The sequence below is a fragment of the Reichenbachiella agarivorans genome (assembly GCF_025502585.1).
GTDB classification, from domain to species: domain Bacteria; phylum Bacteroidota; class Bacteroidia; order Cytophagales; family Cyclobacteriaceae; genus Reichenbachiella; species Reichenbachiella agarivorans.
In genome coordinates this window covers 2048727-2073584 of record NZ_CP106679.1, presented here as the reverse complement: position 1 = coordinate 2073584, position 24858 = coordinate 2048727, and the positions used below count along the sequence as shown (strand labels likewise).

Here is a 24858-nt window from a genome sequence, read left to right as displayed (position 1 = left end):
CCCCCTCTATTTAGGGCTTAATCTTCATTGATTTTAATACTTTCTTCGCCAAGGACACAATCACAAAAACCAACAACCCTATCACCAAGCCAGCCAAAACTTCTTTGAGTAGAGAAGGCCATGCTGGGAACAAATGATGGATGAAATCGATGTTGTGAACAAAAATACCTCCAGATACGGTGATCAAAGCTATGGTGCCAATCAACCCTAGACTCTTGATCACTACAGGCAGAGCCTTCACAAGCAAGCGACCAATTCGATCAGACATGCTGTTGTCTCGATCATTGAGTGCGATCAACTTATAACCAAACTCATCCATCCGAACGATCAAGGCAACTATGCCATAAACCCCCACTGTAGCAAGGAGTGCAATGAGAGACACCACCAAGATTTGATTAACAATCGGCTCGCCCACCACTGTACCCAGCGCAATGATGATTATCTCTACCGACAAGATGAAATCTGTCACAATCGCGGATTTCACTTTACCCTTTTCCAGTGCAAGGATTTGTGCTTCTGTCAGCCGAGTAGCCGCCCCCCTCGTCACAGTATGGGTATGTGGCACAAAGTATTCATATATTTTCTCTGCTGCCTCATAGGCCAAGTACATGCCGCCAAGGGTCAGAATCACCGTGATGCTAACGGGTACAAACGCACTCAACAAAAAAGCAAAAGGAAGTATAATTACCTTGTTCAACAAAGAACCCTTCGTGATCGCCCACAGCACGGGGATTTCTCGATCAGAAACAAACCCAGAAGCCTTTTCGGCATTTACTGCCAAGTCATCTCCCAATATACCCGCTGTCTTCTTGGCAGCCACTTTGCTCATGACTGCCATATCATCCATGAGTGTCGCTATATCGTCTAGTAATGCAAAAAAACCTGATGCCATTTTCTATTGTTCAAATTGTAAGCAAGGATTTGAATACAAATTTTCAAATCCAATCTATGGATGAAGTTAACATGATAGTTTCTTCAATAAAGAAAACTATTCAAAAAATTGAGCCTCCCATTGCACTTTGTACTACCCTAAACCTCTAACTTCTTTATGTATCCAGCAATCCAATACATGGTTATCTCAACATGCAATAAGTTAAAACACATATAGTTATAAGTAATAACACTATGAGAATACACTAACCTTTTGTAACTTATAGTTTCAAAATGTTACAACCATAATCAACCTTTATGAAACCTACCATTACTAAATTCTGGTCAAGCGTACTGATATTGACCTTATTAAACTTCCTATCTTTTGCTCAGATCAACAGATATGTAGATCCTGCCGGTGCTGACAGTGGCAACTGTGAAGACCCACATGCTCCTTGTGCAAGTATCAACTATGCCATCAGTCAATCTAGCACCAACGACATCCTCAATCTAGCAGAAGGTACTTTCGGGACAGCCAATATCAGTCAACGTGTTGTCATCAGTGGCATGGGTAGCGGTACTATTATTCAATCTTTGGATTTAAGTGCTGCTATCAGTGGAACCGATGCAATTGTTCTTGAAAATCTAAATGTAACAGGAGGGGCATCACCTGGTATTGATATCCAAACATCGTATGTGACAATCAAAAATGTATCGAGCTCGGGTTATGCAACCAATCTTGAAATTAGCAATGCTTTTGCCGTCAACAACATCCTCATAAGTAATTGCCATCTTGACGGAGCTACTGGTACTGGCTTGCTAGTCAATATGAGCAGCAATGGATCATCAGTGAGCGATCTTACGGTGCTCAACACCTCCATGAACAATTCAAGGTTTGGGTTTTATTCTCAAATGTCAACAGCCATCAATGCAGGAAATTATCTGACTAACGTACTATTCAGAAATTGTAGTTTCAACAACAATACCGACAAAGGAATTTATGTTGAAAATCTTAACAATGCGACTTTTGAAAATATATCTGTAAACAATAGTGGTACATCTGTCTCTAATGGATACAACAATGGTATAGATATTAATTTGAAATGGCAGGCATATAGCAATTTGGTAATTCGAAATTCAAAAATCATAGATTGTGGTGCAATCGGCCCGAATGACATTGGTATAGCACCGGATAATCGAAGAAGCACAGCTGTCGCCATCAAAGCTCGAACAGACGGATCTTATGCCAGCCCAGCTGCCTCCTTGACCAACCTGACATTGGACGGAGTGGTGATTGATGGACTAGTTGGTGATCTGCGTTTGGGAGAAATGGGTCAAAACAATACTGGTATTACTATGAGTAATGTATTTATAGATCGCTGTTCATTTGCCAATGACGGATTGTACTGCTTCGTCAACGAGCAGGCTGGCACACTGAGTCTGGACAACAACTACTGGGGAGGAGAAGATCCTAACATAGAAAATTACAATTCTGCGATAACCAATCAATCCAATGAACTAGCTAATGAAATAGTTGATAATCTAAACAACAGCTATGCAACAATTGCAGATGCGATCGCAGGTGCTGCATCTTCATCCACAATTCAAAACTTACCCACGGGCACTATCTCAGGAACAACTACTGTTAATAAGGCACTTACTTTTGTCGCTCCCGGAGCTGGTCTTTTGGATTCAGATTCTAGAATAGCTTTCGAAAATCTGACTATCAACGGTGGAAATTTAACCTTAGGCAGCGACATGGCAGTATTAGGAGCATTGAATCTCACTCATAACATTTTGATAAATGATTACAATCTGATGATTGAAGGCAATGTGACTGGTATCGGATCTATTACGGGTAGTACGACTGGTGGTTTATACCTTGGAGGGAGTGGCACACTCACAGGACTCCTTACCACTGGAGCCTTTGAACGCATATATGTCAACCGTGCGGGTTCAATCCCCCTTACGACTCCTATTGAAACAGAATGGCTATCTCTCGAAAACGGAATTATCAATGCAACAGCCAATCTTATTTTTACTGGTCTCACTGCATTACCAGGTAATAGCAACTCTTTTGTACAGGGCACATTCGTACATGAGGTTGCTGGTGCTACAGTTGGCAATAAACTGTACTTTCCTATTGGTTTGAATAATTATCGTCCGATTGTGTTTGAAGGATTGGATCAAAATGCTACAAACTCCTATACTGCCACCTTTTTTGAAGATTCTCCACTTGTTGAAAGTATACTTCTAAATGGTGTAGACAAATTAATCCCAACAAACTACTGGTTGACCACACCTTTAGTCCTACTTAATACCACAGCTGTTGACAAGGTGATACTGAGCTATGGCAATCAAGATCAAATTTCTGATCTAAGCGCACTAAAGGTTGTCCAACTACAAACTGTGGCAACTTGGGTCAACGTAGGAGGTAGCGCTGGTGTATCTGGAAATGGCTCGCCCAACCCTATTGATCCTAGTTTAGGTCTATTCACACTTGGCAATGACGGTGGCACAAATTTCACGACCTTGCTGGATGTCTATGTGAATGCTAGTACTGGAGATGATAGTAATTCGGGTTCAATAATTAGTCCCAAGAAGACCCTAACCTCAGGACTAGCATTAGCCCAACTGACAGGGTCAACTATTCATCTAGGTGCGGGTATTTATGATGAATCAGTAGAAATTAGCAAAGAGGTGACTATCACAGGTACTGACAACCCTATCGTCACCTCAGTGACCTTAACTGCCGATATAAGCACTTCTGGCGTCACTGCCAATGAGGTCAACGTAGCGTCAGGAGGTAGTATTCAGGATGGAATTGACATGGCGTCTTCTGGTGGATCTGTCAATGTATCAAGCGGCACCTTTGTCGAACATCTAAGTATCTCAAACCCAGTCACAGTCAATGGTGCCAATCGAGGTATAGCTGCAACTGCAACAAGAGAAGCAGAAACTATCCTTTTGGCTCCAACCAGCACACCCACACCACAAGGAATTGATATCACCAGTAGTAATGTAACCATAGACGGACTCCAAATTGGAGAAAACAGCCCTACTAACGAAACAAGATCTCCTATTTACAGTTATGGTAATACTAATCTAAACTTTCAAAACAATATTATTTATGCTTCGACTGCTGGCATCATTGTTCAAGAAGCAAATACTGGTAGTATTGTCATCAGAGATAATCAAATCACGCTCAACGATTTGGAGGATGCTGCCGGTGATGGTCTTAGTCCCAACAACGCAACAATTGGCATTGGTCTTGGTCCTATCACAGGGACTGCCATTGCTACCACGACCAACAATGACATCAGTGGTGCTTCCTATGGTATGTTGATATTCAATGCTAATAATCCATCCAATCCTCTCACAATCGACGGTGGAAACATTACAAACTGTACCAAGGGAATAGAAATCACCAATGCTGATCCTGAGGGAGGTGCCTATGGGCCTAGTGAAGTCACTATACAAAATATAAATATCAACTCATTCGATGGCCCTGATCCAGATTTGGTTCAACCCGATACTCAAGCAGGAATTTATGCCTTCGTGACAGGTCTCGCAGGGATCAATGATGATTTGATCATCACAATGGACAATCTGGATATAGCCGATACCCAACATGCTGGCACTGATTACTCGGCTATATATATAGCTGATTTTCAATCATCTGGACCCTATAATGGGTCGGACGATGATGGTATAGGGATCACTGCTACATTAAGCAACAGCTACTTGCACGAAAATGAAAATCGTGCAGTCTTTGTCAGAGGCAACAATGCTCACTTGGACATCAATCAATGTACCTTCGAAAATAACGGATATGACTCCAATGGATCTGGTTATAACATTATCGTAAGAAACTATGCTTCATGCACTGCTTCTAATTGTTTCTTCACCAACCCTAGTTCACAGGCTGGAGGTAGTGGTTTTGCAGGAGTCAATATCTTAGATATCAATTGTTCACTGACCATCACAGAATCCAACTTCGACCAAAACGGATTTGGAAACATAGCTACAGGGTCCAACATGAATCTATCAGGGAATTATTTTAATTCCCTAGATGAAACAGACATCAACACCTGGGTCAATGGTAATGATTTCACTCCATACCTATCGAATGGGACAGATACAGATTTGATAACCAAAGGATTTCAACCTGCAACTGACGATTATTATCTCAGTACCCTTGGCGCACAGACTGGTTCAACATCAAGAAAACAAGAAGGTCACAATACGGTTGTAGAAGGCGGAACTATCAGAGTACAAGGGGGCACATATACTGGTAGTTTCCTCATAAATAAGGATCTAAATGTAATTCTTTCAGATACTCCAAGTTTTGAAGATATACACCTCAACGGAACGAGTAAAACCCTCAATGTCTCTGGAGATTTAATGATCACTGGCACTGTTACTATGACCAATGGTGACATTAATATCCAAACAGGCTCTATGATTTTGAGCAATAGTGCTACAACTAGCATCAGTGAGGGTGTCACAAGTCACATCATAGGACATGTCACAATGCAACCCAGAGCAGTAGGAACAGGTACCCTCAGCTTATTCTGCACGACTATTGATGCAGGTACAGATGACCTAGGCAACGTAGTAATGTCTCGTACAACTGGTTCTGATGGAATCGTAAGTAGTATGGGAAACACGTCTATTGCAAGTCTTTGGAATATCACTGCGGATAATCAACCTGTATCAGGTAGAACTGTGACTTTCTGCTGGCATTCAGATTTTGACAACAGCAAAGACATGACGCAAATCAGCCTGTTCAAAAATGAAGGAACCGGATGGGCACAAGAATCTGGCCCAATGGATGTAACTGGAAATGATCCTAGAAGTGTCAATACAAATGTCACTACATTCTCAATGTGGACTTTAGCCCAAGAAGACGAACCCTTGCCTGTAGTATTGCTTGACTTTACCGCTATAAGAAAAAGTGACCACATATACTTGAGTTGGAGTACCTCTTCTGAGGTTAATTCAGATTATTTCGAAATCGAAAGAAGCTACGACGGTACCAAATTTGAGGGCTTGAGTCAGATTACTTCTCATCACAACTCGAACAGCATTCAAAACTATGAATGGCCTGACTATGCAATTAACCCTACTGAAGTTTATTACAGACTAAAAATCGTAGATTATGATGGTAGCTATGAATACTCCAAAATCGTATCTGTCAGTACAAACTTGCCCCAGCAGATAATAGTAAGTCCGAACCCAACAAATGACTATATCAGCGTCATGTCTCAGTATGAAATTAAAAAACTGGAAGTGTTTTCAATTTCTGGTCAAAAACAAATGGAAGTTATGAGTCAAAACCAGATAAACCTTCAAGCATTGGACAAAGGACTATACCTCATTACAGTGCATACGGAGTATCAACAAACTACTGTCAAAGTAATAAGAAATTAAAAAAATGAAGCCAGAGTCATGAAATCAACGTCTTTGTTTTCATAACTCTGGTCTTCAACTATCTAACCCTAATTCTTATAAATCAACTGAAATATTGTATATAATCCAGTCGGATTTTTATTTTATTATATTCTTAATCGCTTGCTTACAATGCACTCTGCATTTGATCTTGAGCCAAGTTTTCTCTTTCGTCGATAGATAATCTCGCAGCTTCATAATCTGGCAAGATCCATAGGATGGACATTTCCTCTCCGTTCATTTTCTCTGGCAAGAAGCCGGTGACCTTAAATTCTGCTCGTCTATTTTTCTGATGTTGTGCTTCGGTACATCTTACTCCATCACTGCATTCATTGAGCAATCTAGACTCCCCATATCCTCTACCCACCAATCTTTCTACAGAAATGCCATGATGAATAACATAATCCGCCGATGATTTGGCTCTCTTGTCAGACAAGTCCAGGTTATACCTTTCACCTCCACGGCTATCAGTGTGTGTACTAAGCTCCACGATGATAGATGGGTTATCCTTCAACTTTTGGGTAAACTTGTCTAACTCTTTGGCAGCATCTTCACGAATATCCCATTTTGCTACATCGAAATGTATTTCGTTCAATTCGATTGGTTTCCCTATCACTATTTCAGTCAATGAACCATCATTGATAATCTCTCCAGATCGCTCGGGTCCTGTCGTCACTGAATTCGCGAATGAGAGATAACGGTACTTTTTCATCAGCAAAGAATAGGTAGTGTTAGGCTCTGCCAAAAAGGAATAAGCACCATCTGTATCCGTCACCATACCAAAGGTTGTACCCGTTCTTTCATTTTTAACAATGACTCTGACGGATTCTAGTTCGAGTCCATTTTGTTCTCTATATGCCACCCCCTTGACTACTAACAACTCTTTGGTAATCCTCAACTCTAAAAAATTGTCTGCGGTCAATTCCGAAGGTATAAACTCCAAGAGGTCTTTTGAGTAGTCTGGTTTGGCAGCCATTACTCTGTATGAACCGTTCCAGTCATATGGGAAACTAAAAATTCCGTCTGTCCCTGTGGCTAATACAGCCAATGTATCACCTACATCTGTGAGAACTGTAACCTCGGCACCTTCAAGTGGCAAACCTGTAACAAGATCCACCACTTTCCCTCCCTTGGTACTACTTCTGGAGTAGTAGAAAGCATATATATCATCCAAACCTTTTCCTCCAGGACGATTGGAAGAAAAGTATCCAACCTGATCTGTACCATCATAGCGTATAGCCAATCCAAAATCATCACTTACTGTATTCATAGGGTAGCCCATATTTTTAGGTTTCGCGTGATCTTTACTCATATCGATCTGAAAGATGTCCAATCCTCCCAAGCCCATGTGTCCATTGGATGCAAAATAAAGTATTCCCTCTTCATCAATATATGGAAACATTTCATTGCCTTCGGTATTGATAGATTTACCCAAATTGACCGGGAGGCCCCATTCACCATTCACCTGAGTAGAGACATACAAATCTGTACCTCCCAAACTACCTGCTCGATCTGAAGCAAAATAGAGTTTTTGTCCATCAGGACTCACTGCAGGATGACCAGAGGACACATTGACATCATTGATTGAGAGAGGTACAGGTGTCGTCCATTTTCCATTGTCCATTAGTTCTGAGTAAAACAACTTGAGCTTTAATTCTCCGTTCTCACTTTCTGATATTTTAGCACTTTGTATATGCACTTTGCTATCATTCACACGCAGCTCACCTTTCTCGTAACTATTTCTGGTAAAAATGACTTTTGTTCCCTGATCATAAAATGCCACAGGTCCCTCATGATAGCTTGTCTTCAATCTCCTATCAAAAACTTTGACCTCACGATTGGCACTCACCTCGAAGAGGTTTAGAAAATAAGATTGATCCCATTTGTATTTAGGTTTTAGAAACTGTGTGACGGGGTCTATTTCTCTTGACGATACGATCATCAATCCATCTTGATAAAATGTAGGACTAAAATCATACCCTGTCGAATTGAAGGGTGCATTCCACACTTCGTACAGAGCTGAATCCTTATAGAAGCTCATTTGATGATTGAGCCCATCCAATCTCGCTTTGACCCTGCTATCCAATGGGTTAGCTACTGCAAATTTGTCCAGCCATATCTTAGCTTCTTCATATTCGCCTTGATAGATTAATCCCTCAGCATATTGGATATAATGCCTATCCTCTGACACCAATCCTACTTGATCAATCACATCACGGTACCAATACACGGAACTGTCAAGTTCATGGATCTGAAAAAAACCGTCTGCAATGGCAATTTTCAAAGTGTCATCCGTATGATTATGAGTCAATGCCTTTTTATACATTTCTATCCCTTTGGCATAGGCAAAATCATTGTAATAAGACGCAGCACGTAGTTTGGTACGTTGATATGCTCTTTGTTTCAAAACTCCCATGCTCTCCTTTTGCAAACTAGCCAAAGGCATTGCGATGCTTTCAAACAACAAAAAAGAAAGACAGAGAAATATCAATATGGCGATGTTTTTTTTGATGTTGTGCATAGTTATTGGTTTAAAAATATCTTGGTGTTACAATCTTGTCACCTTTCCTCTTGAACACATAATTGATCATGATTTCGTGCGAACCGCTATTGACTCTACTCAATTCGGAGGTCGTCAAGAAATCATAAGAGTAGCCCAATTGAAACTGTGGGGTCACTTGTATTTGAAACAAAGCGTCGAAACTGTCTAGTGAGCGATATGAAATACCTAGCCATATCAATTCTTTGATAAGAAAATTGGCATTGATATCAATTTCAAAAGGAGCCCCTTTTACCCATTTGAATAATAAATTAGGTTTCAATTTCAAATTGCGGTTAAGTTCAAACACATACCCTGCACTCACAAAGTAGTGTCTAATGAGTTTTGCATCTGGATCCTGGCTACTTTTTCCAACAGGATCCAAAGAATAATTTACCAGTTGAGGTATCGAAAATCCAAGGTAAAACTGCTCCGAATGCCACATCATACCCACACCTGCATTAGGCGCAATGTCATTGATATTCTGACTCGCAAGGTTTGGATCATTGTTAGGATTTTCGGAGTAATCCACTTTGTATTGATTGAAGCTCGCTTGAATACCAAAAGACAGTTTGGTATTGTTGGCAAAATTGATCCAGTAAGAGGAACTAAAGTAAGCACCTAACTGATCTGTCAAACCTATTTCGTCGCGAATCAAAACTGCTCCCAAACCTACTGAACGATATTTAATAGGACTATGAATCGAAAAGGTCTGAGTCTTGGGCGCTCCATCAAACCCTACCCACTGGTGACGTGCCAAAAAACTAGTACTGATCCCATCATGAATTCCCGCATACGCAGGATTGATAGCCAGTTGGTTAAACATGTATTGGGTATACATAACCTGCTGCTGAGCGCTCAGTCCCTGAGCCATCAACAGGATTCCCAGAACAATTGGTATGATTTTTATACTTTTCATCTTCAGGTCGTTTTTGTTCGAATCTTTAAAATCCTACTAGATTTTTTCAATGTTCAATTTTAGCCTATCTAGTTTTCTCATATGGATGAACTCGTTGAAGCATAATTTTTTCTCGGTGAACTGCCCCCATTTTATACTTAGGATCGAACATAAAAATACCTGCTACATCGATCACAAATTTGTGATCGATGTAGCAGGTATTGATCAACTATTAGAAGATCTATTGCACCCTTACAAATCCTTTGAGCGGGTTTTCATTACCCCCTAGATCTACGACATAGAAATATGTACCTACAGGTAAGTTGCCATTGGAACCTAGGATACCTGAACCATCAGCTGAACCGAAGAACGCATTGTCTGTGTTGTTATAGCCCTTGGTCTCCCATACTTTGTTTCCCCAGCGATTGAATATTTGTACCGAATTGTTCGGAAAATCTTCTATATGGTCAATTTGAAGTCTGTCATAAGGTGCTGGACTTGATGAAGAAATAACGTTGTTGAGCACCTTGGTTGACAACTCACATAGATCCATGTCCAAGTAATTAGGAATACCATCTTGATCACAATCATCATTGGTCAAATCACCATTTTCATCAGCATCTTCTGCAACTGATAGCAGGCCATCCCCGTCATCATCACTATCCATGAAATTAGGAATACCATCACCATCTGTATCATCATTCATTGGATCACCATCCATATCTAGGTCTTCATTTATGGACAATATTCCATCTCCATCATCATCTTGATCCAAATAATCTGGAATACCATCTCCATCTGTATCGTCATTGTCTGGATTTCCATCGCCATTTGTATCTTCATCTCTATCTACAATACCGTCTCCATCTGTGTCCATGGTATCAAATGGATTGATAGGTTGGGCCGCACAAGCAGGAGTGGCAGGAGGGTAACTTACGCTTAGTGTGTTTTGAGGATTCACTGAAATACGAACACTCATGCCATTTCTAAGTCCATCTTCTACCTCTATCCAGGCACCATCGTTAAAATCCCAACCTGGCCAGTTAATCCCATTCCCATTAGAATCTACCTCAGCACCTGGCCATAATAGCCTACCAGACAAAGGTTGGTTACTCAATGTTTGTACAACATTACCACTTGCATTCACCCATTCTACCATAGCCATCAAACCTTCTGGGTCAAAACCAAGTGCAGCGACATCATAGTCAACATATGGTACATCCTTGATACATTGCTCTTCCATTGTAATATCTAGCGATCTGTTTTCTAACACTGTAATTTTCGCAGAACCTACAGCAGCCCCCCCTCTTCCATCAGATATTTCATAGGTAACTACAATTTCCCCAATATAATCAGTAGGAGGTGTCACTGTAATAGTTCCATCTGTATTGATAACTACAGTACCTATGTCTGAAATAGCATTCGAAACTGTGAGAGGATCTGTATCAACATCAGAGTCATTGTCTAATATATCAATAGTGACAGGCTGATCTTCAAAAGTAGAAACCACGTCCTCAACTGCAATTGGATTATTATTAGTATCGATGACAATCTCATCCGTTGTAGTATCTGAAGCTTCATTGCCTGCTGCATCAGTCACAGTAGCGACCACTTGGTAAGTACTGCCATCATCAAAAGTACCCAATGTCCCACTCGATGGTGAATCTGTCGAGGTATCTACACTCCAGTTGCCTGAAGCATCTGGAACTACATTGTAGGTCGCACCATTGACCGTCACCGTCATCGTTTCATCGCCAGGTAAGGCTGAACCTGTCCCTGTCGTTCCTGTAATCACTGGATTGGTAGCATTGGAAGTCAAGGCAGCTACGGTCGGAGCGGTCGGATCAGTTCTGTCGATGACAATCTCATCCGTTGTAGTATCTGAAGCTTCATTGCCTGCTGCATCAGTCACAATAGCGACCACTTGGTAAGTACTGCCATCATCAAAAGTACCCAATGTCCCACTCGATGGTGAATCTGTCGAGGTATCTACACTCCAGTTGCCTGAAGCATCTGGAACTACATTGTAGGTCGCACCATTGACCGTCACCGTCATCGTTTCATCGCCAGGTAAGGCTGAACCTGTCCCTGTCGTTCCTGTAATCACTGGATTGGTAGCATTGGAAGTCAAGGCAGCTACGGTCGGAACGGTCGGATCAGTTCTGTCGATGACAATCTCATCCGTTGTAGTATCTGAAGCTTCATTGCCTGCTGCATCAGTCACAGTAGCGACCACTTGGTAAGTACTACCATCATCAAAAGTACCCAATGTCCCACTCGATGGTGAATCTGTCGAGGTATCTACACTCCAGTTGCCTGAAGCATCTGGAACTACATTGTAGGTCGCACCATTGACCGTCACCGTCATCGTTTCATCGCCAGGTAAGGCTGAACCTGTCCCTGTCGTTCCTGTAATCGCTGGATTGGTAGCATTGGAAGTCAAGGCAGCTACGGTCGGAGCGGTCGGATCAGTTCTGTCGATGACAATCTCATCCGTTGTAGTATCTGAAGCTTCATTGCCTGCTGCATCAGTCACAGTAGCGACCACTTGGTAAGTACTGCCATCATCAAAAGTACCCAATGTCCCACTCGATGGTGAATCTGTCGAGGTATCTACACTCCAGTTGCCTGAAGCATCTGGAACTACATTGTAGGTCGCACCATTGACCGTCACCGTCATCGTTTCATCGCCAGGTAAGGCTGAACCTGTCCCTGTCGTTCCTGTAATCGCTGGATTGGTAGCATTGGAAGTCAAGGCAGCTACGGTCGGAGCGGTCGGATCAGTTCTGTCGATGACAATCTCATCCGTTGTAGTATCTGAAGCTTCATTGCCTGCTGCATCAGTCACAGTAGCGACCACTTGGTAAGTACTGCCATCATCAAAAGTACCCAATGTCCCACTCGATGGTGAATCTGTCGAGGTATCTACACTCCAGTTGCCTGAAGCATCTGGAACTACATTGTAGGTCGCACCATTGACCGTCACCGTCATCGTTTCATCGCCAGGTAAGGCTGAACCTGTCCCTGTCGTTCCTGTAATCACTGGATTGGTAGCATTGGAAGTCAAGGCAGCTACGGTCGGAGCGGTCGGATCAGTTCTGTCGATGACAATCTCATCCGTTGTAGTATCTGAAGCTTCATTGCCTGCTGCATCAGTCACAGTAGCGACCACTTGGTAAGTACTGCCATCATCAAAAGTACCCAATGTCCCACTCGATGGTGAATCTGTCGAGGTATCTACACTCCAGTTGCCTGAAGCATCTGGAACTACATTGTAGGTCGCACCATTGACCGTCACCGTCATGGTTTCATCGCCAGGTAAGGCTGAACCTGTCCCTGTCGTTCCTGTAATCACTGGATTAACGACATTCGTCGTTTGACTCACTACAGTAGGTACTGTTGGGCTTACTGTATCTATGATTATCTCATTGGAGCTCACATCTACGCCTTCGTTGCCTGCCGCATCTTCTACAATAGCTACAACTTCGTAACTGTTGCCATTCGAAAAGATTCCTAGAGACCCACTTGCAGGGCTGTCTCTATCTGTATCGACACTCCATTTTCCATTTGCGTTTGGAACTACATTGTATGTCGCACCATTGACCGTCACTGTCATGGTTTCATCTGTATCTAATGCAGTACCTGTACCTGTAGTACCAGAGATTATTGGTTTTAGATTGTTCGTGAATTGACTCAGCACTGTTGGAGCCGTTGGATTCAACGGGACTACTGCTTGTGTAGCTGCTGTATTGTCATTGTTTGCCACATCATTCGCTACTATAGCAGGTACATCGATGGTTACATCGTCAGACATGTCTGGTGTAATGTCTACCGTATAAGTACTTCCATCAATTACTTTGAAATTAGATGCAAATCCATTTCCTACAATAATATCTGAAAGCACAAAATTGGACACATCCTCACTAAAACTAAGTGTTACTGTAAAAGCTGAAGCACTCACAATAACCGTAGGTTCGTCTTGAATATCTACAGTCGGTGGTGTCGTATCAATATTGAGTTCATCTGCCGTCATGTCTGAAACTTCACACCCTGACACACCAGCTGTGACCAAAACTTCGTTTGCACCATTTGTATTGGGAGTAAAAACTCCATTATCAGGAGTTAATACCTCAGTATCGATACTCCAATTGCCACTTCCATCGGCAGACAAGTTGTAAATGGCACTTGCCACTTCGACTACCAATGCTACCCCAGCATCTGCACTTCCTGAAATGACAGGAGTTTCATCATTGGTCACTAGTTGCTGAACAGTAGGCACAGATGGAAACCCTATCACGGAAACAGTAAAATCCACCATGGAGCTTGCACAAGCTGTGGAAGCATTCTCTACCGTAATGGTAGCTTGATAAGTATCAGGATCAGCTCCAGCTGGGATATCAATAACGATAGGACTACTAGAAAGTGTTGCACCTACCACATCTACAAAACCAAAAGCTTCGGCAGCACCGTCAAAATCAATGCTATAAGTATCAGGGGAGTTGGTAGTTGCACTGAAGTCCAAGTCTCCCGATGTAGTTCCTACGCAAACTACTGGGTTTTGTCCCAAGGTAATTGTTGGGGTGGCTGGGTCGCTTAATACAATTGAAGCCAACTGATTGGATGTACAATTTTTAAGCGTAACACTGATATTAGTATATTCACCTGCTGAAAGGCTTAAAATGGTCAGATTACCACTTCCATCAGACGTCAAGGGTTGAGACACCAAGCTCCCCATGGTATATTCTACTGTATAGCTCGTTGATATCTCTAGACCAGTCAATTCAATGCTGCCGTTTGTCCCTCCACACGTACTAGGGTTTACCAAAGCACCTTGTGTGATTACAGGGTTAGCTGGTTCTGACAAGGTAATAGACAGAGTATTAGAAACACAACCACTATTTGTAACAGTAATATCTGTATAAATCCCTTGGCTCAACCCAGAAATAACATGATCTCCTAAGCTACTTGCAGTAAAAGTCGAAGTAGAAACAGGTGAACCATCTTTTTGATAATCCAGATCATACGTAGTGTTTTCAGCTAAATTGATGATTTCGATAGAACCATCCATACCACCACATGTAGTTGGATCTATAATCATACCCAATTCAATATCAGGTGGATTCAATACGATACTAGGTATCGTATTGGACTGACAGCCATTACTTGTTTGGGAAACACTTGTATTGGTATAAGTGCCTGCGCCTAGGTTGTCTATTTGAACAGCTCCAGTTACATCTGCGATCAATGGAGATGCAGAGTTGACCAACGAACCGTCTTTGGTATATTGATAATCATAACTATTAGATGGAACTAAACCACTCAGACGGATATATCCATCCATCGAAGAGCACGAGGCTGGTGCTTGCTCTGTATCATAAATAATCGTAGGTGCCAGAGGATCACTCAAACTATAGGGGCCTACGAGTATATTAGATGTACAGCTAGATGAAGTGACAGAAATGTCCGAGTAGCTACCTGCAGATAGGCTATTGATAGTCAATATTCCGCCAGAAGCAGCAATAGTGCGACTCACAGGCGCTTCGTCCTTTTTATAGTTTACTGTATACGAAGTATTGCCAGATAACCCGCTCAGTTGGATATATCCTTCGGTTCCCCCACATGTGGTGGGATTAAATGAAAGTTGATGAGCTATGGTTGCCGATGTTGGCTCGCTCAACACCACTGGTCCTGCAAGAATATTAGACGGACAAGAAGATAAATCAGCATAAATATCCGTGTATGAACCATCGTTGAGTCCTGAAATAGTTACTTCGCCGCTTGTATTCGAAGTTACATTGGTCGAAACATCCACATTGTCCTTTTTGTATCTGATGGTATATGGCTGGCTGACATCTAAACCATTTATCAGGATAGAACCGTCTGTCAAATCACATCCACTTGGATCTTGGGAAGAAATCAAAGCAATAGTATTGGTAGGATTGCAAGCAATGAGTACTCCTGCCGATGGATTGCTTTCACAAAACGCAATATCAGGATTATCCATTGTAACAGTCGCTACACCATTGGCATATAGCACAGGTGATGGCAGATCTAAATCCTCAATAACCCAATTGCCAATAGCAGCCAATGCCCCTTGAGGAACAGACGCTACAGCTCCAGGGATTTTCACCCCATCGATATACAGTTGAATCACATAGGCTGATGTCGTTGATATCAACACCTCTCCTTCCAATGTAGCATCTCCAGCTACTGGGCTAGAAGTGATTTTCAATGAATTGGTCGGGTCTGGTGTCTTGGTACGTACTTGTACACCAGGGGAGAAACTTCCCTCTGGCTCACTCAAATTCACATTTTCTGCTGTTGCAAATACCCACTGATTAGCATTGATAGAAAGCCCTTCGGCAGTCCACGATCCAGGAGAAAATACAACTTGGCTAGGTATTACTTCATTTTTAACACCTGTTTCAGTATTCGCAACATAGATTCTTATGATAAGATTGGTTGTATTCTCAGTGGTAGACCCATTGACTTCTGACACCGTACCTGCTGTTTCTACACAAAAATCATCAGTAATCACTGGCGTATCAGATGGAGGTGCCAACACCTCTAAATTCACTTCATTGGATGTGAGGTTTGTACATGCATATGAGGTGCTTGTGATAACGACACGGTATTCGTACCCATTGTGTCCGAGTGGTAAATCTGTAATAGACAAACTATTACTATTAGCACCTGTATATCCCGGAGCAGAGCCTCCATTGGTTATGGTACTCCATGCCGTACCATTGTATTCTTCCCATTGATAGACCAGTTCATCACCAGTAGCTGAGACTGAAAATGATGCATCTTCTTCTCTCATGACGCTCGCCGCTACAGGTTGTGTAGTGATATTTCCTGCTATGCCCACAGTAGTCACGTAACTGTTGGTACCAGTGTACCCGCCTTGCCCATCTACTCTACCTTGAGCATCAGATGTCACAGGCGAGGTTCCCAACAAGCCATCGTTGTCTGGGTCTTCAAAACCTGCCTCTACCACATCATCACATCCATCATTGTCACTGTCCAAATCGAGGTGATTAGGTATGCCATCACCGTCCGTATCATACACATCTGGATATCCATTATTATCACTATCAGTATAGACTGTAGCAGACCCATCGCTCACACCGTTGTTGTCCAAAACATCTCTCCAATTTTCAAGACCGTCTCCATCTTCATCCCCATTGGGCTCATTGCCCCCTGCTTCTATAATATCATCTATTCCGTCATTGTCATCATCCAAATCAGCAATATCATCAAGTCCATCATTGTCTGAATTGGTTTTGTAACCGACGACTTGATTGATAATAATCCCTGAATCATAAGAACCATCACCAACATCGGCCAGAGCTATTTTGAAAGTATAAGTCGTATTAGGCGTCAAATTTTCTATACGCCCATTGAGAAGGGTAGTCATCCCGTTGAACTCTACATACAATGGTCCCGGTATTCCTTCATTATTGTCTATGAAATAATTGGATTTTGTCAAATCAGTGGCAGTACCATCTTGAGCACTGCCGCATGATCCTCCATTCACAGAATTGACAGCCACAACATTGCCCGACTCTGGGACGAGTGCAATGTTTTGTGTACCACTTATCCCTGGGCCTGAAACGAAAAATCCAAAAGCATCATTGTATCTAGAACACACATAGTCTGGGTATTCTTCTGATCCAAATTGATAAGAAATGATAATAGCATCAACATCCGCTCCAGTAGTAATATCAAATTGAAAAATAGCTGCATCATAAATTCCAGTAGAATTGATTGCTACCAAATCAGGATCACTATATGTATTGCCAGTATTTTCTGTCGAACCAGCCGCATCGTTTGAAGAGAGTGCCGTGGCGACACTACCTGTAGACAAGATAATCCCCGAGTCTACACTGAGTCCAGCCCCATTTATGCCATTGGAAAAAGTACCATACTGAGCACCCGCATCACCAGGGTTGGGAAAAACCCCATTAGAAAGTGTGACTCCTGTTCCTTCTATGCGTGTCATCAATGCATTGGCTCCTGCACTTCCATTGTCTATGGTCGCCTGTGCCATGACATTGAGTCTGAGGCCAGCATAGAGCAGAAATAAGCAAAATGACCATTTAGCCATAAATGCCTTGTTGAATTTTTTTGAATGATTTGAGTAGGTAGCTTTGTGAGTTTTCATAGTCTGTCTTTTTATGAATACTCAATATTAAAGGAGAACTACCCCCTATATGAGGCGACTCGTTGAAAGTCCAAGATTACTCGGTGAGCTGAAATACAAACTGGGTTGAACCAAATGAATACAATCAATTAAATCCCCTGACACTCTGGATTTGTGGCATGGAAATAGGACAACAGAAGGTTCTATGAGGATGAATGAATGAGCCTAAACAGTATTTACCTTACCCTACCCAAGCATCTCAGGGAGTATATGTACAGACTAGAGCATTTGGATTCTATCCAGTAGCTCTGGTTTGTATGTAGCACTCACAGGCACAATTGACTCTCCTATGAGCAGACTATTTTGATCTATGTTGTCAATTTTATTGACCTGAACAATATATGATCGATGTACCCGCAAAAACATATCCTTAGGTAATTTTTCTTCGATATTGCTCAACTTGTAGTACACCACATGGGTCTGATAGGCTGTGTGTACTTTGATATAATCACCATAGCCTTCCACATACAAAATGGACTCGAATTGTACTTTGGTGAGTAAAAAATCTATCTTCATAAACACCGCATCACTACCAGTGAGTTTTTGCTCCTTCAATGCAAGATTGTCTTTAGCCTTTGTCACGGCTTTTATAAACCGCGTATAACTTTCTATGGGTTTTACCAAATAATCGGTCACATCAAATTGAAACGCCTCTACCGCATACTTGACCTGAGAAGTAATAAGTATGATTTCAGGCTTATGATTCAATGATTTGATAATATCCAAACCATTGATCTCTGGCATTTGCACATCCAGAAACACAATATCTGGCTCCATTTCAATGATTGCATTGGTGCCTTCCACAGCATTCTGATATGACCCTAGCAACGTTAAAAAACCTGTCTGATCTATAAGGGATGTAATAATCTTTAAAGCAATAAACTCATCATCGATGGCTATACAAGTTAATTTCTTCGGCATGGTGGTAGTTGGTTAATTGAAAATCTTCTTTTGATCGTAATTTCAAACCCTCATTGGATATTGCACTAAAAGTTACAAAAATTTACTCTGATATAAAATCTGATTCTCGTGACATATAGAAAAAAACACCTCTATTCGAGGTATTTCATTAAGTATAAATTCCTTTTAGTTCATCAATTCTGGCACTTGCCTCCCGGACAAATGACTCTAGGTGCTGTTTAAGATAACTATCATCTTTGTTGAGTGCTGCAGCTTCTATTTCAAATATTCTGGACATAAACTGTTTTTGTTCTAGATTTTCAAAATTGGGCTTAACCTTGTGCGTAGTACGAGCAAGTGCATTAAAATCTCTCTCCTCATATTGCTGCAACATTTTTTCTAGCTCAAAGGGGACTACATCCAACACCCCTTCAATAATATCTCTTACCATATCATCATCTTGGTTAGTAATCTGATACAGATAAGGGAAATGTGCTTGGGTTATTTCCCTTACCTCAGAATTAGTTTTTTTCTGGACAGGGATAGTTTTAATGATTTTTATATCGTCTACTGGACACATCATCACCAATGTCCCCATTTCCACCTTGAGATCCAATACTCCTCTTACCTCCAAGTATTTGAGTACAACTCGATGCTGTGCATCTGGGAGCAAGTTGGGTCTAAAAGTCAACAACAGGGAATGAGTCGCCATATCATAAGAGAAAACTATTCGTACACGACCATCTGGACGACTATCGTTGATTATACTCAGTAAACGAACTATCCCTGTATAGAGCTTATATTTGTTTCCAATCACGATGGATGATTCAAACTCCTTGTCAAATAGTAAATGAACATCCTTTTCCCCAAGAAAAGTATCTTCTACCGCTGCGATGATTTGGTCTATTTTGAATGGCGAATTGGTTTCTTTGAGTTCTGTGTTTCCTAGCTGATTGACAGCATGCTCCAAATAACCAGAAATAATCCCACAACTCAACTGAAATCTCTTTTTTAACTCTGGTTCCAAGTATCTACTGATAGATGTAGACAAAAATTTCAGCCCTGAAATAGGTGCTTTCATCTCATGGTACAGCTTGCCATAGACAGCTAGATTTATATACTTTTCTTGTTCCAATTTTCTTACCAATTGACGCAACTCATTATTTTCTTCTCTTACCTCTACTTCGTTCATTTCCCGTTCGTTCCCTCTCATATATGACTGTGTGCGATCATGTATGAGCCAATGCAGTTGAATTTGTCCTTCTATTCTTACTTTCCTTATCTGGTAGTCACAAATGAGATCTTGTCTAAAAAACGGGTCTGAGATACAGAAACATTCTATCTCTTGACCCTCTGACAAATTCAAAATTTGCTCTTTGTACTTATTGATAATAAAGCTGTTCATGAAAATTGATCCTTCGAAACCAGACACATTTTTCAAGGTCTGACAAGAATCAATATAGCTTCCTTCATGGTCTAGGATCACCAGTTGCGTCCTATTAGCCATAAGTTCTGATTTATATTGATTGTACCTCATGCGACCTGTGTTTCGTGGCTTTTGAATTCCTTTTCATAATCCATTTAGAAGACAAGTTATTGGTTAAACATATTCTATATAATTTTTCTCGGTCAAATCCCTCACTTTGAGGTTGAGTGCATACATACACACGATAAGTTTACCTCAAACTAAAGCTGCCCTTATCGTTTTCAATTCTTCAATGACATGATCACACGCTAGTTTGATGTCTTCCAATATATCGTCACTTGTGTTGAGAGTAGCCAAAGTCCTGACAATATTGAATGCCTGATCCATATGAACGATGGACAAGGCCTCGTTGCTCTTACTTATTTTATCACATGCTTCTTTTAGCATCATAATATCACCTTGTCTCTGTACTTCTGACAATAGGTTATAAAACTCCTCATAATTCCCTAAATAATGATCAACCAGTTCGATAATGAAACCCACCTCTCCATCAGCATAATTACTCAACTTCTGATAAACTGGGTTGTTGGGTAGACCTATCGGATTCTTGACATTCACAGTAAGGTGATATTTGATTATCTTCTTGTAGAGTTCTTCAGGACTAAACGGCTTGGTAATAAAATCTGTCATTCCAAGTGTCTTAACCTTTCTCCTTACATCAAGCATGGCAGAAGCTGTCAAGGCAACAATAGGTACCTGTTTCCCATAGACTGTGTCTGCCTCTCTTATCTTCTGTGTAGCCTCATACCCATCCATTTCTGGCATCTGCAGGTCCATCAAAATCATATGATGCATTTCGGATTTGGCCTTTTCCACAGCTTCAATACCATTTTCAACAAAATCTGTGTTGATACCCCATTTATCCAAAAATTTTCCCAAAACAATCTGATTAGCCCGATTGTCCTCTGCTACTAGTATTTTGATATTCTTGTTTGCTACATTAGCAAATACTGTTTCACTTGGTATCATTTTGCTCGCAATAGACGAATTGTCCCCTTTAGGTAAAGTCACATCAAATGAAAAGACAGACCCCAATCCTAAGTCACTATCCAATCGAATCTCACTTCCCATTAATTCGAGTAGTTTTTTGGTAATAGCCAATCCCAATCCCGTACCTCCGAATTTTCTAGTCGTATCTTCACTAGCTTGTGAGAAATTCTCAAAAATCATACATTGATTATCTTTATGAATCCCTATCCCAGTATCATTTACACTAAAATGGATTTTAACTTGTTTATCATCCATCGACACCAGTGATACATCCAGTTTGACAAAGCCCTCCTCAGTAAACTTTATGGCATTACTCAGTAGGTTATTAATGATTTGAGAAATCCTAACTGAGTCGCCTACAAAAATATACGGCAATGCCTCGTCATACCTAAACACGAACTCTAGCCCTTTTTCTTTTATTTTAGGTGATAGCGTCTGCTGGATTCGTATCAACAGCTCCTTGAGGTCAAAATCTACCTGTTCAAACTCTATTTTTCCTGCATCTATCTTGTTGTAATCCAAAATATCATTGACAAGTGTCAAGAGATTTTCTCCAGAAAACTTCAATAAACCTAGATGCTCCAATTGTTCAGGCTTCATCTCTTCTGAAAGCAATAAATTGGTTACTCCCAGAATAGCATTGAGAGGTGTTCTGATCTCGTGACTCATCGTTGAAAGGAAATTTTCTTTGGCCTTTGCAGAATCAATCGCCTCCTTTTTTGCCATCTCAGCCAGTGCGGTGGATTTCCGAAGTGCTTCTTCGTAATTTTTATCCGCTGTTATATCCCAATTGGTTCCAACCATTCGTAGTGGCTGCCCCTTTTCATCACGCTCTACCAAAGCCAACGCTTTAATATAGTGAACGGATTGATCAGGCCATATAACCCTAAATTCAGTATCAAATTTTTTCTTCCCTGCAAGTGCATCTGCAATCTCTTGATCTCCACGCTCTACATCTGCAGGATGCATCCCTTGTCTCCATCCTTCAATCTCTCCTGAAAATTGCCCCTTTTCTAAACCATACAATTCATACATTATATCGTCCCAGATTAACTCATCATTGGCAATTTCATATTGCCATATCCCTACTTTGGCAGCTTGAGTCGCGAGAGTAAGTCTATCCGATGTTCTTTTCAAGGCCTCCTCGACTTGTTTTCTCTGCGTAACATTCTCAATTTGAGAGACAAAATGTAGTGGTCTCCCATCACGCCCTTTGACTAGCGACACACTCAATAATGCCCATACAATATCTCCATTTCTATGAAAGTACCTTTTTTCCATCTGGTAGCTATCTATCTTTCCTTCTAGGAGTTGGTACACCTGCTTGATATCTGTTTCTAGATCGTCTGGGTGAGTGATTTCCTGAAAGGTCATTTGTTCCAATTCCTCCTTATTATAACCTAGCATTTCACACAGTTGTCGATTGGTATTTAACCACTTTCCTGTGGTGGAAACCAATGCCATTCCGATGGCAGAATATTCAAATGCACTTTGAAATTGCACCTGACTTTGATCCAAACGCTCTTTTACTTCATCATTTCTATTTAGGGTACGAACCAAAAACCAAGTAGTAGTCAAAAAGGCGATGATGATACCAGTAATAAGAATAGAAATTCCTAACTCAGAACTCATAGATGTTCTTGGAGAAAGAATTAGACGGAAATAACCAAACAATACTGGAATAATGATAACCAGAGGAATCATAATCTTGGCCACTCTCCCTCCTGAGTATCGGTTCACAATAGTCGTCATAAATCCACTTTCAGCATTGCACATGAGTATTCCCACTGCAGCGAGCATAAAACCCACCGCTGTATGCAAAGACATAGGCAATTCGGCCAGCACACCAAAAAACTCTCCTACGCCATACAAATACCCTAGTACAGAGAAAAAACCCACTATAAAAACTCCTAGAACCAAGGCATTGGCCAAACCCTTCTGGCGATCATTTATCGATAGATACATAGAAACTCCAAGTAGAAAGAATCCAAAAGCAGTATTGGGAGCCATTCTGTTGGAAACATTACCAATCCTATCATCCAACAACACCCGGCTAAACAACACTTGGTCTATCTGATAGGAAGAATCAAAAAACTCATTGACCAACCTCACTATGCTGATCAAAATAATCAGACTCAAACTGAACACCATCAATATATCTTTGGAGCCAGTCACAGACTGTTTGCTCAGACGATACAGTCCCATTCCAGACAACATAAAACAAACAGCAGTCAGTGGATTCATAGCGACCAATCCTGAAATGGGGCGTTTCAGAATCTCAAGATCAAATATCCATCCTAATATCACAAATGCGCCCATCACAAAAGTGAGATAGGATATTATTAGTGACAATCGTCTTGAATTAAAAGAATTTTGATTTTCTAATTGAGAATTTATTTTAGGCTCAGTCATAGATGGCATTGGGTTGATCTTACTCCAATTTAACTAATAATAATTAGTTTTGCGATCGAATATTCACAACTATGTACAAGAGCATTTTTCGCCCCTTACTTTTTCAATTCAATCCTGAAAAGGCACACCACATCACCTTTTTCTTTCTGAAACTAGCTTGTTTTCTTCCCTTTGGTGTAGCCATTATCAAGCTCTTTAGCCCAAAAGTATCGAGCCAGCCTAAAGAATTATGGGGGCTCAAATTCCCTAATATAATCGGGTTGGCTGCAGGTTTGGATAAAAATGCTGAAGCCATTGATGCTTTTGCTGCCATGGGTTTTGGTTTCGTAGAGATTGGTACAGTCACCCCAAAACCACAATCTGGCAATCCCAAACCTAGGCTGTTTAGACTCAAACAAGACGAAGCACTGATCAACCGCATGGGTTTCAACAACGATGGTGTGGATGTGATCAAAGAAAGGCTCAAGAGGAGAAAATCCTCAGTCATCGTAGGAGGCAATATTGGCAAAAACAAAATCACACCTAACGAAGAGGCAGTCAATGATTATTTGATTTGCTTCAAAGAACTATACAGTGTCGTGGATTATTTTGTCGTCAACGTCAGCTCTCCCAACACCCCAGGACTTAGAGAATTGCAAGAAAAAAAGCCATTAACAGACCTGCTCTCTCGACTGATGGAAGAAAACCGAAAGAAAAAACTGCAAAAACCCATTCTACTCAAAATAGCCCCAGACTTGACAGATGTTCAGCTAAATGACATAGTGGATATCGTCAACGAAACCAAAATCGCAGGTGTGATCGCGACCAACACGACCATTGACCGCACTAGTCTCACAACCAGCCCCTCGGAGGTAGAGTCCATCGGCAATGGCGGCCTGAGTGGCGCCCCAGTTCACCAGAGATCCACAGACGTCATCCGTTTCCTTCACGAAAAATCCAACGGTTCATTTCCCATCATAGGTGTAGGAGGTATCAATTCTGCCCAACGTGCCCTAGACAAAATCGAAGCTGGTGCCAGCATGATCCAGCTCTACAGTGGCTTCATCTATGAAGGCCCTCGGTTGATCCAAAAAATAAACAACAAAATGGGCTGATCTGGACGCTAAGCG

General features: G+C 41.3%; 9 protein-coding genes. 2 read left to right on the top strand and 7 right to left on the bottom strand.

Annotated elements, in window-relative coordinates:
- Positions 1 to 10: 10 nt before the first annotated feature.
- Entirely contained in the window at positions 11 to 892 is an 882-nt protein-coding gene (locus N6H18_RS08580; protein WP_262311426.1) for a DUF808 domain-containing protein, read from the bottom strand.
- Positions 893 to 1188: 296 nt separating this feature from the next.
- On the opposite strand from N6H18_RS08580, the gene N6H18_RS08575 reads away from it, so the two are divergent.
- A complete protein-coding gene (locus tag N6H18_RS08575; protein ID WP_262311425.1) occupies positions 1189 to 6303 on the top strand; it encodes a T9SS type A sorting domain-containing protein in 5115 nt (1704 codons plus the stop codon).
- Positions 6304 to 6448: 145 nt separating this feature from the next.
- Here the strand turns inward: N6H18_RS08575 and N6H18_RS08570 are convergent, their stop codons facing one another.
- The 6 genes from N6H18_RS08570 to N6H18_RS08545 form a co-directional block, all read right to left on the bottom strand.
- Positions 6449 to 8842, bottom strand: coding sequence for an OmpA family protein (locus N6H18_RS08570; protein ID WP_262311424.1), 2394 nt, complete (start codon positions 8840 to 8842; stop codon positions 6449 to 6451).
- A 10-nt stretch (positions 8843 to 8852) separates the two neighbouring features.
- Positions 8853 to 9779, bottom strand: coding sequence for a PorP/SprF family type IX secretion system membrane protein (locus tag N6H18_RS08565; protein WP_262311423.1), 927 nt, complete (start codon positions 9777 to 9779; stop codon positions 8853 to 8855).
- A gap of 220 nt (positions 9780 to 9999) precedes the next feature.
- Positions 10000 to 17922, bottom strand: a complete 7923-nt coding sequence (locus N6H18_RS08560) for a choice-of-anchor L domain-containing protein (protein ID WP_262311422.1) — start codon at positions 17920 to 17922, stop codon at positions 10000 to 10002.
- A 258-nt stretch (positions 17923 to 18180) separates the two neighbouring features.
- A complete protein-coding gene (locus tag N6H18_RS08555; RefSeq protein ID WP_262311421.1) occupies positions 18181 to 18882 on the bottom strand; it encodes a LytR/AlgR family response regulator transcription factor in 702 nt (233 codons plus the stop codon).
- Between the two features lie 148 nt (positions 18883 to 19030).
- Positions 19031 to 20368: a hypothetical protein gene (locus N6H18_RS08550; protein ID WP_262311420.1), complete on the bottom strand. Its 1338-nt coding sequence runs from the start codon at positions 20366 to 20368 to the stop codon at positions 19031 to 19033.
- Positions 20369 to 20542: 174 nt separating this feature from the next.
- Positions 20543 to 23689 carry a PAS domain-containing protein gene (locus tag N6H18_RS08545; protein ID WP_262311419.1) on the bottom strand — a complete coding sequence of 1049 codons (3147 nt, stop codon included), beginning with the start codon at positions 23687 to 23689 and terminating at the stop codon, positions 20543 to 20545.
- Positions 23690 to 23820: 131 nt separating this feature from the next.
- Here N6H18_RS08545 and N6H18_RS08540 point away from each other — a divergent pair, with 131 nt between their 5' ends.
- A complete protein-coding gene (locus N6H18_RS08540) occupies positions 23821 to 24843 on the top strand; it encodes a quinone-dependent dihydroorotate dehydrogenase (RefSeq protein WP_262311418.1) in 1023 nt (340 codons plus the stop codon).
- The last annotated feature ends 15 nt before the right edge of the window (positions 24844 to 24858 follow it).

Coding starts and splice junctions, on each gene's coding strand:
- N6H18_RS08580 (WP_262311426.1), bottom strand. CDS start 892: ATGGCATCAGGTTTTTTTGCATTACTAGACGATATAGCGACACTCATG.
- N6H18_RS08575 (WP_262311425.1), top strand. CDS start 1,189: ATGAAACCTACCATTACTAAATTCTGGTCAAGCGTACTGATATTGACC.
- N6H18_RS08570 (WP_262311424.1), bottom strand. CDS start 8,842: ATGCACAACATCAAAAAAAACATCGCCATATTGATATTTCTCTGTCTT.
- N6H18_RS08565 (WP_262311423.1), bottom strand. CDS start 9,779: ATGAAAAGTATAAAAATCATACCAATTGTTCTGGGAATCCTGTTGATG.
- N6H18_RS08560 (WP_262311422.1), bottom strand. CDS start 17,922: ATGAAAACTCACAAAGCTACCTACTCAAATCATTCAAAAAAATTCAAC.
- N6H18_RS08555 (WP_262311421.1), bottom strand. CDS start 18,882: ATGCCGAAGAAATTAACTTGTATAGCCATCGATGATGAGTTTATTGCT.
- N6H18_RS08550 (WP_262311420.1), bottom strand. CDS start 20,368: ATGGCTAATAGGACGCAACTGGTGATCCTAGACCATGAAGGAAGCTAT.
- N6H18_RS08540 (WP_262311418.1), top strand. CDS start 23,821: ATGTACAAGAGCATTTTTCGCCCCTTACTTTTTCAATTCAATCCTGAA.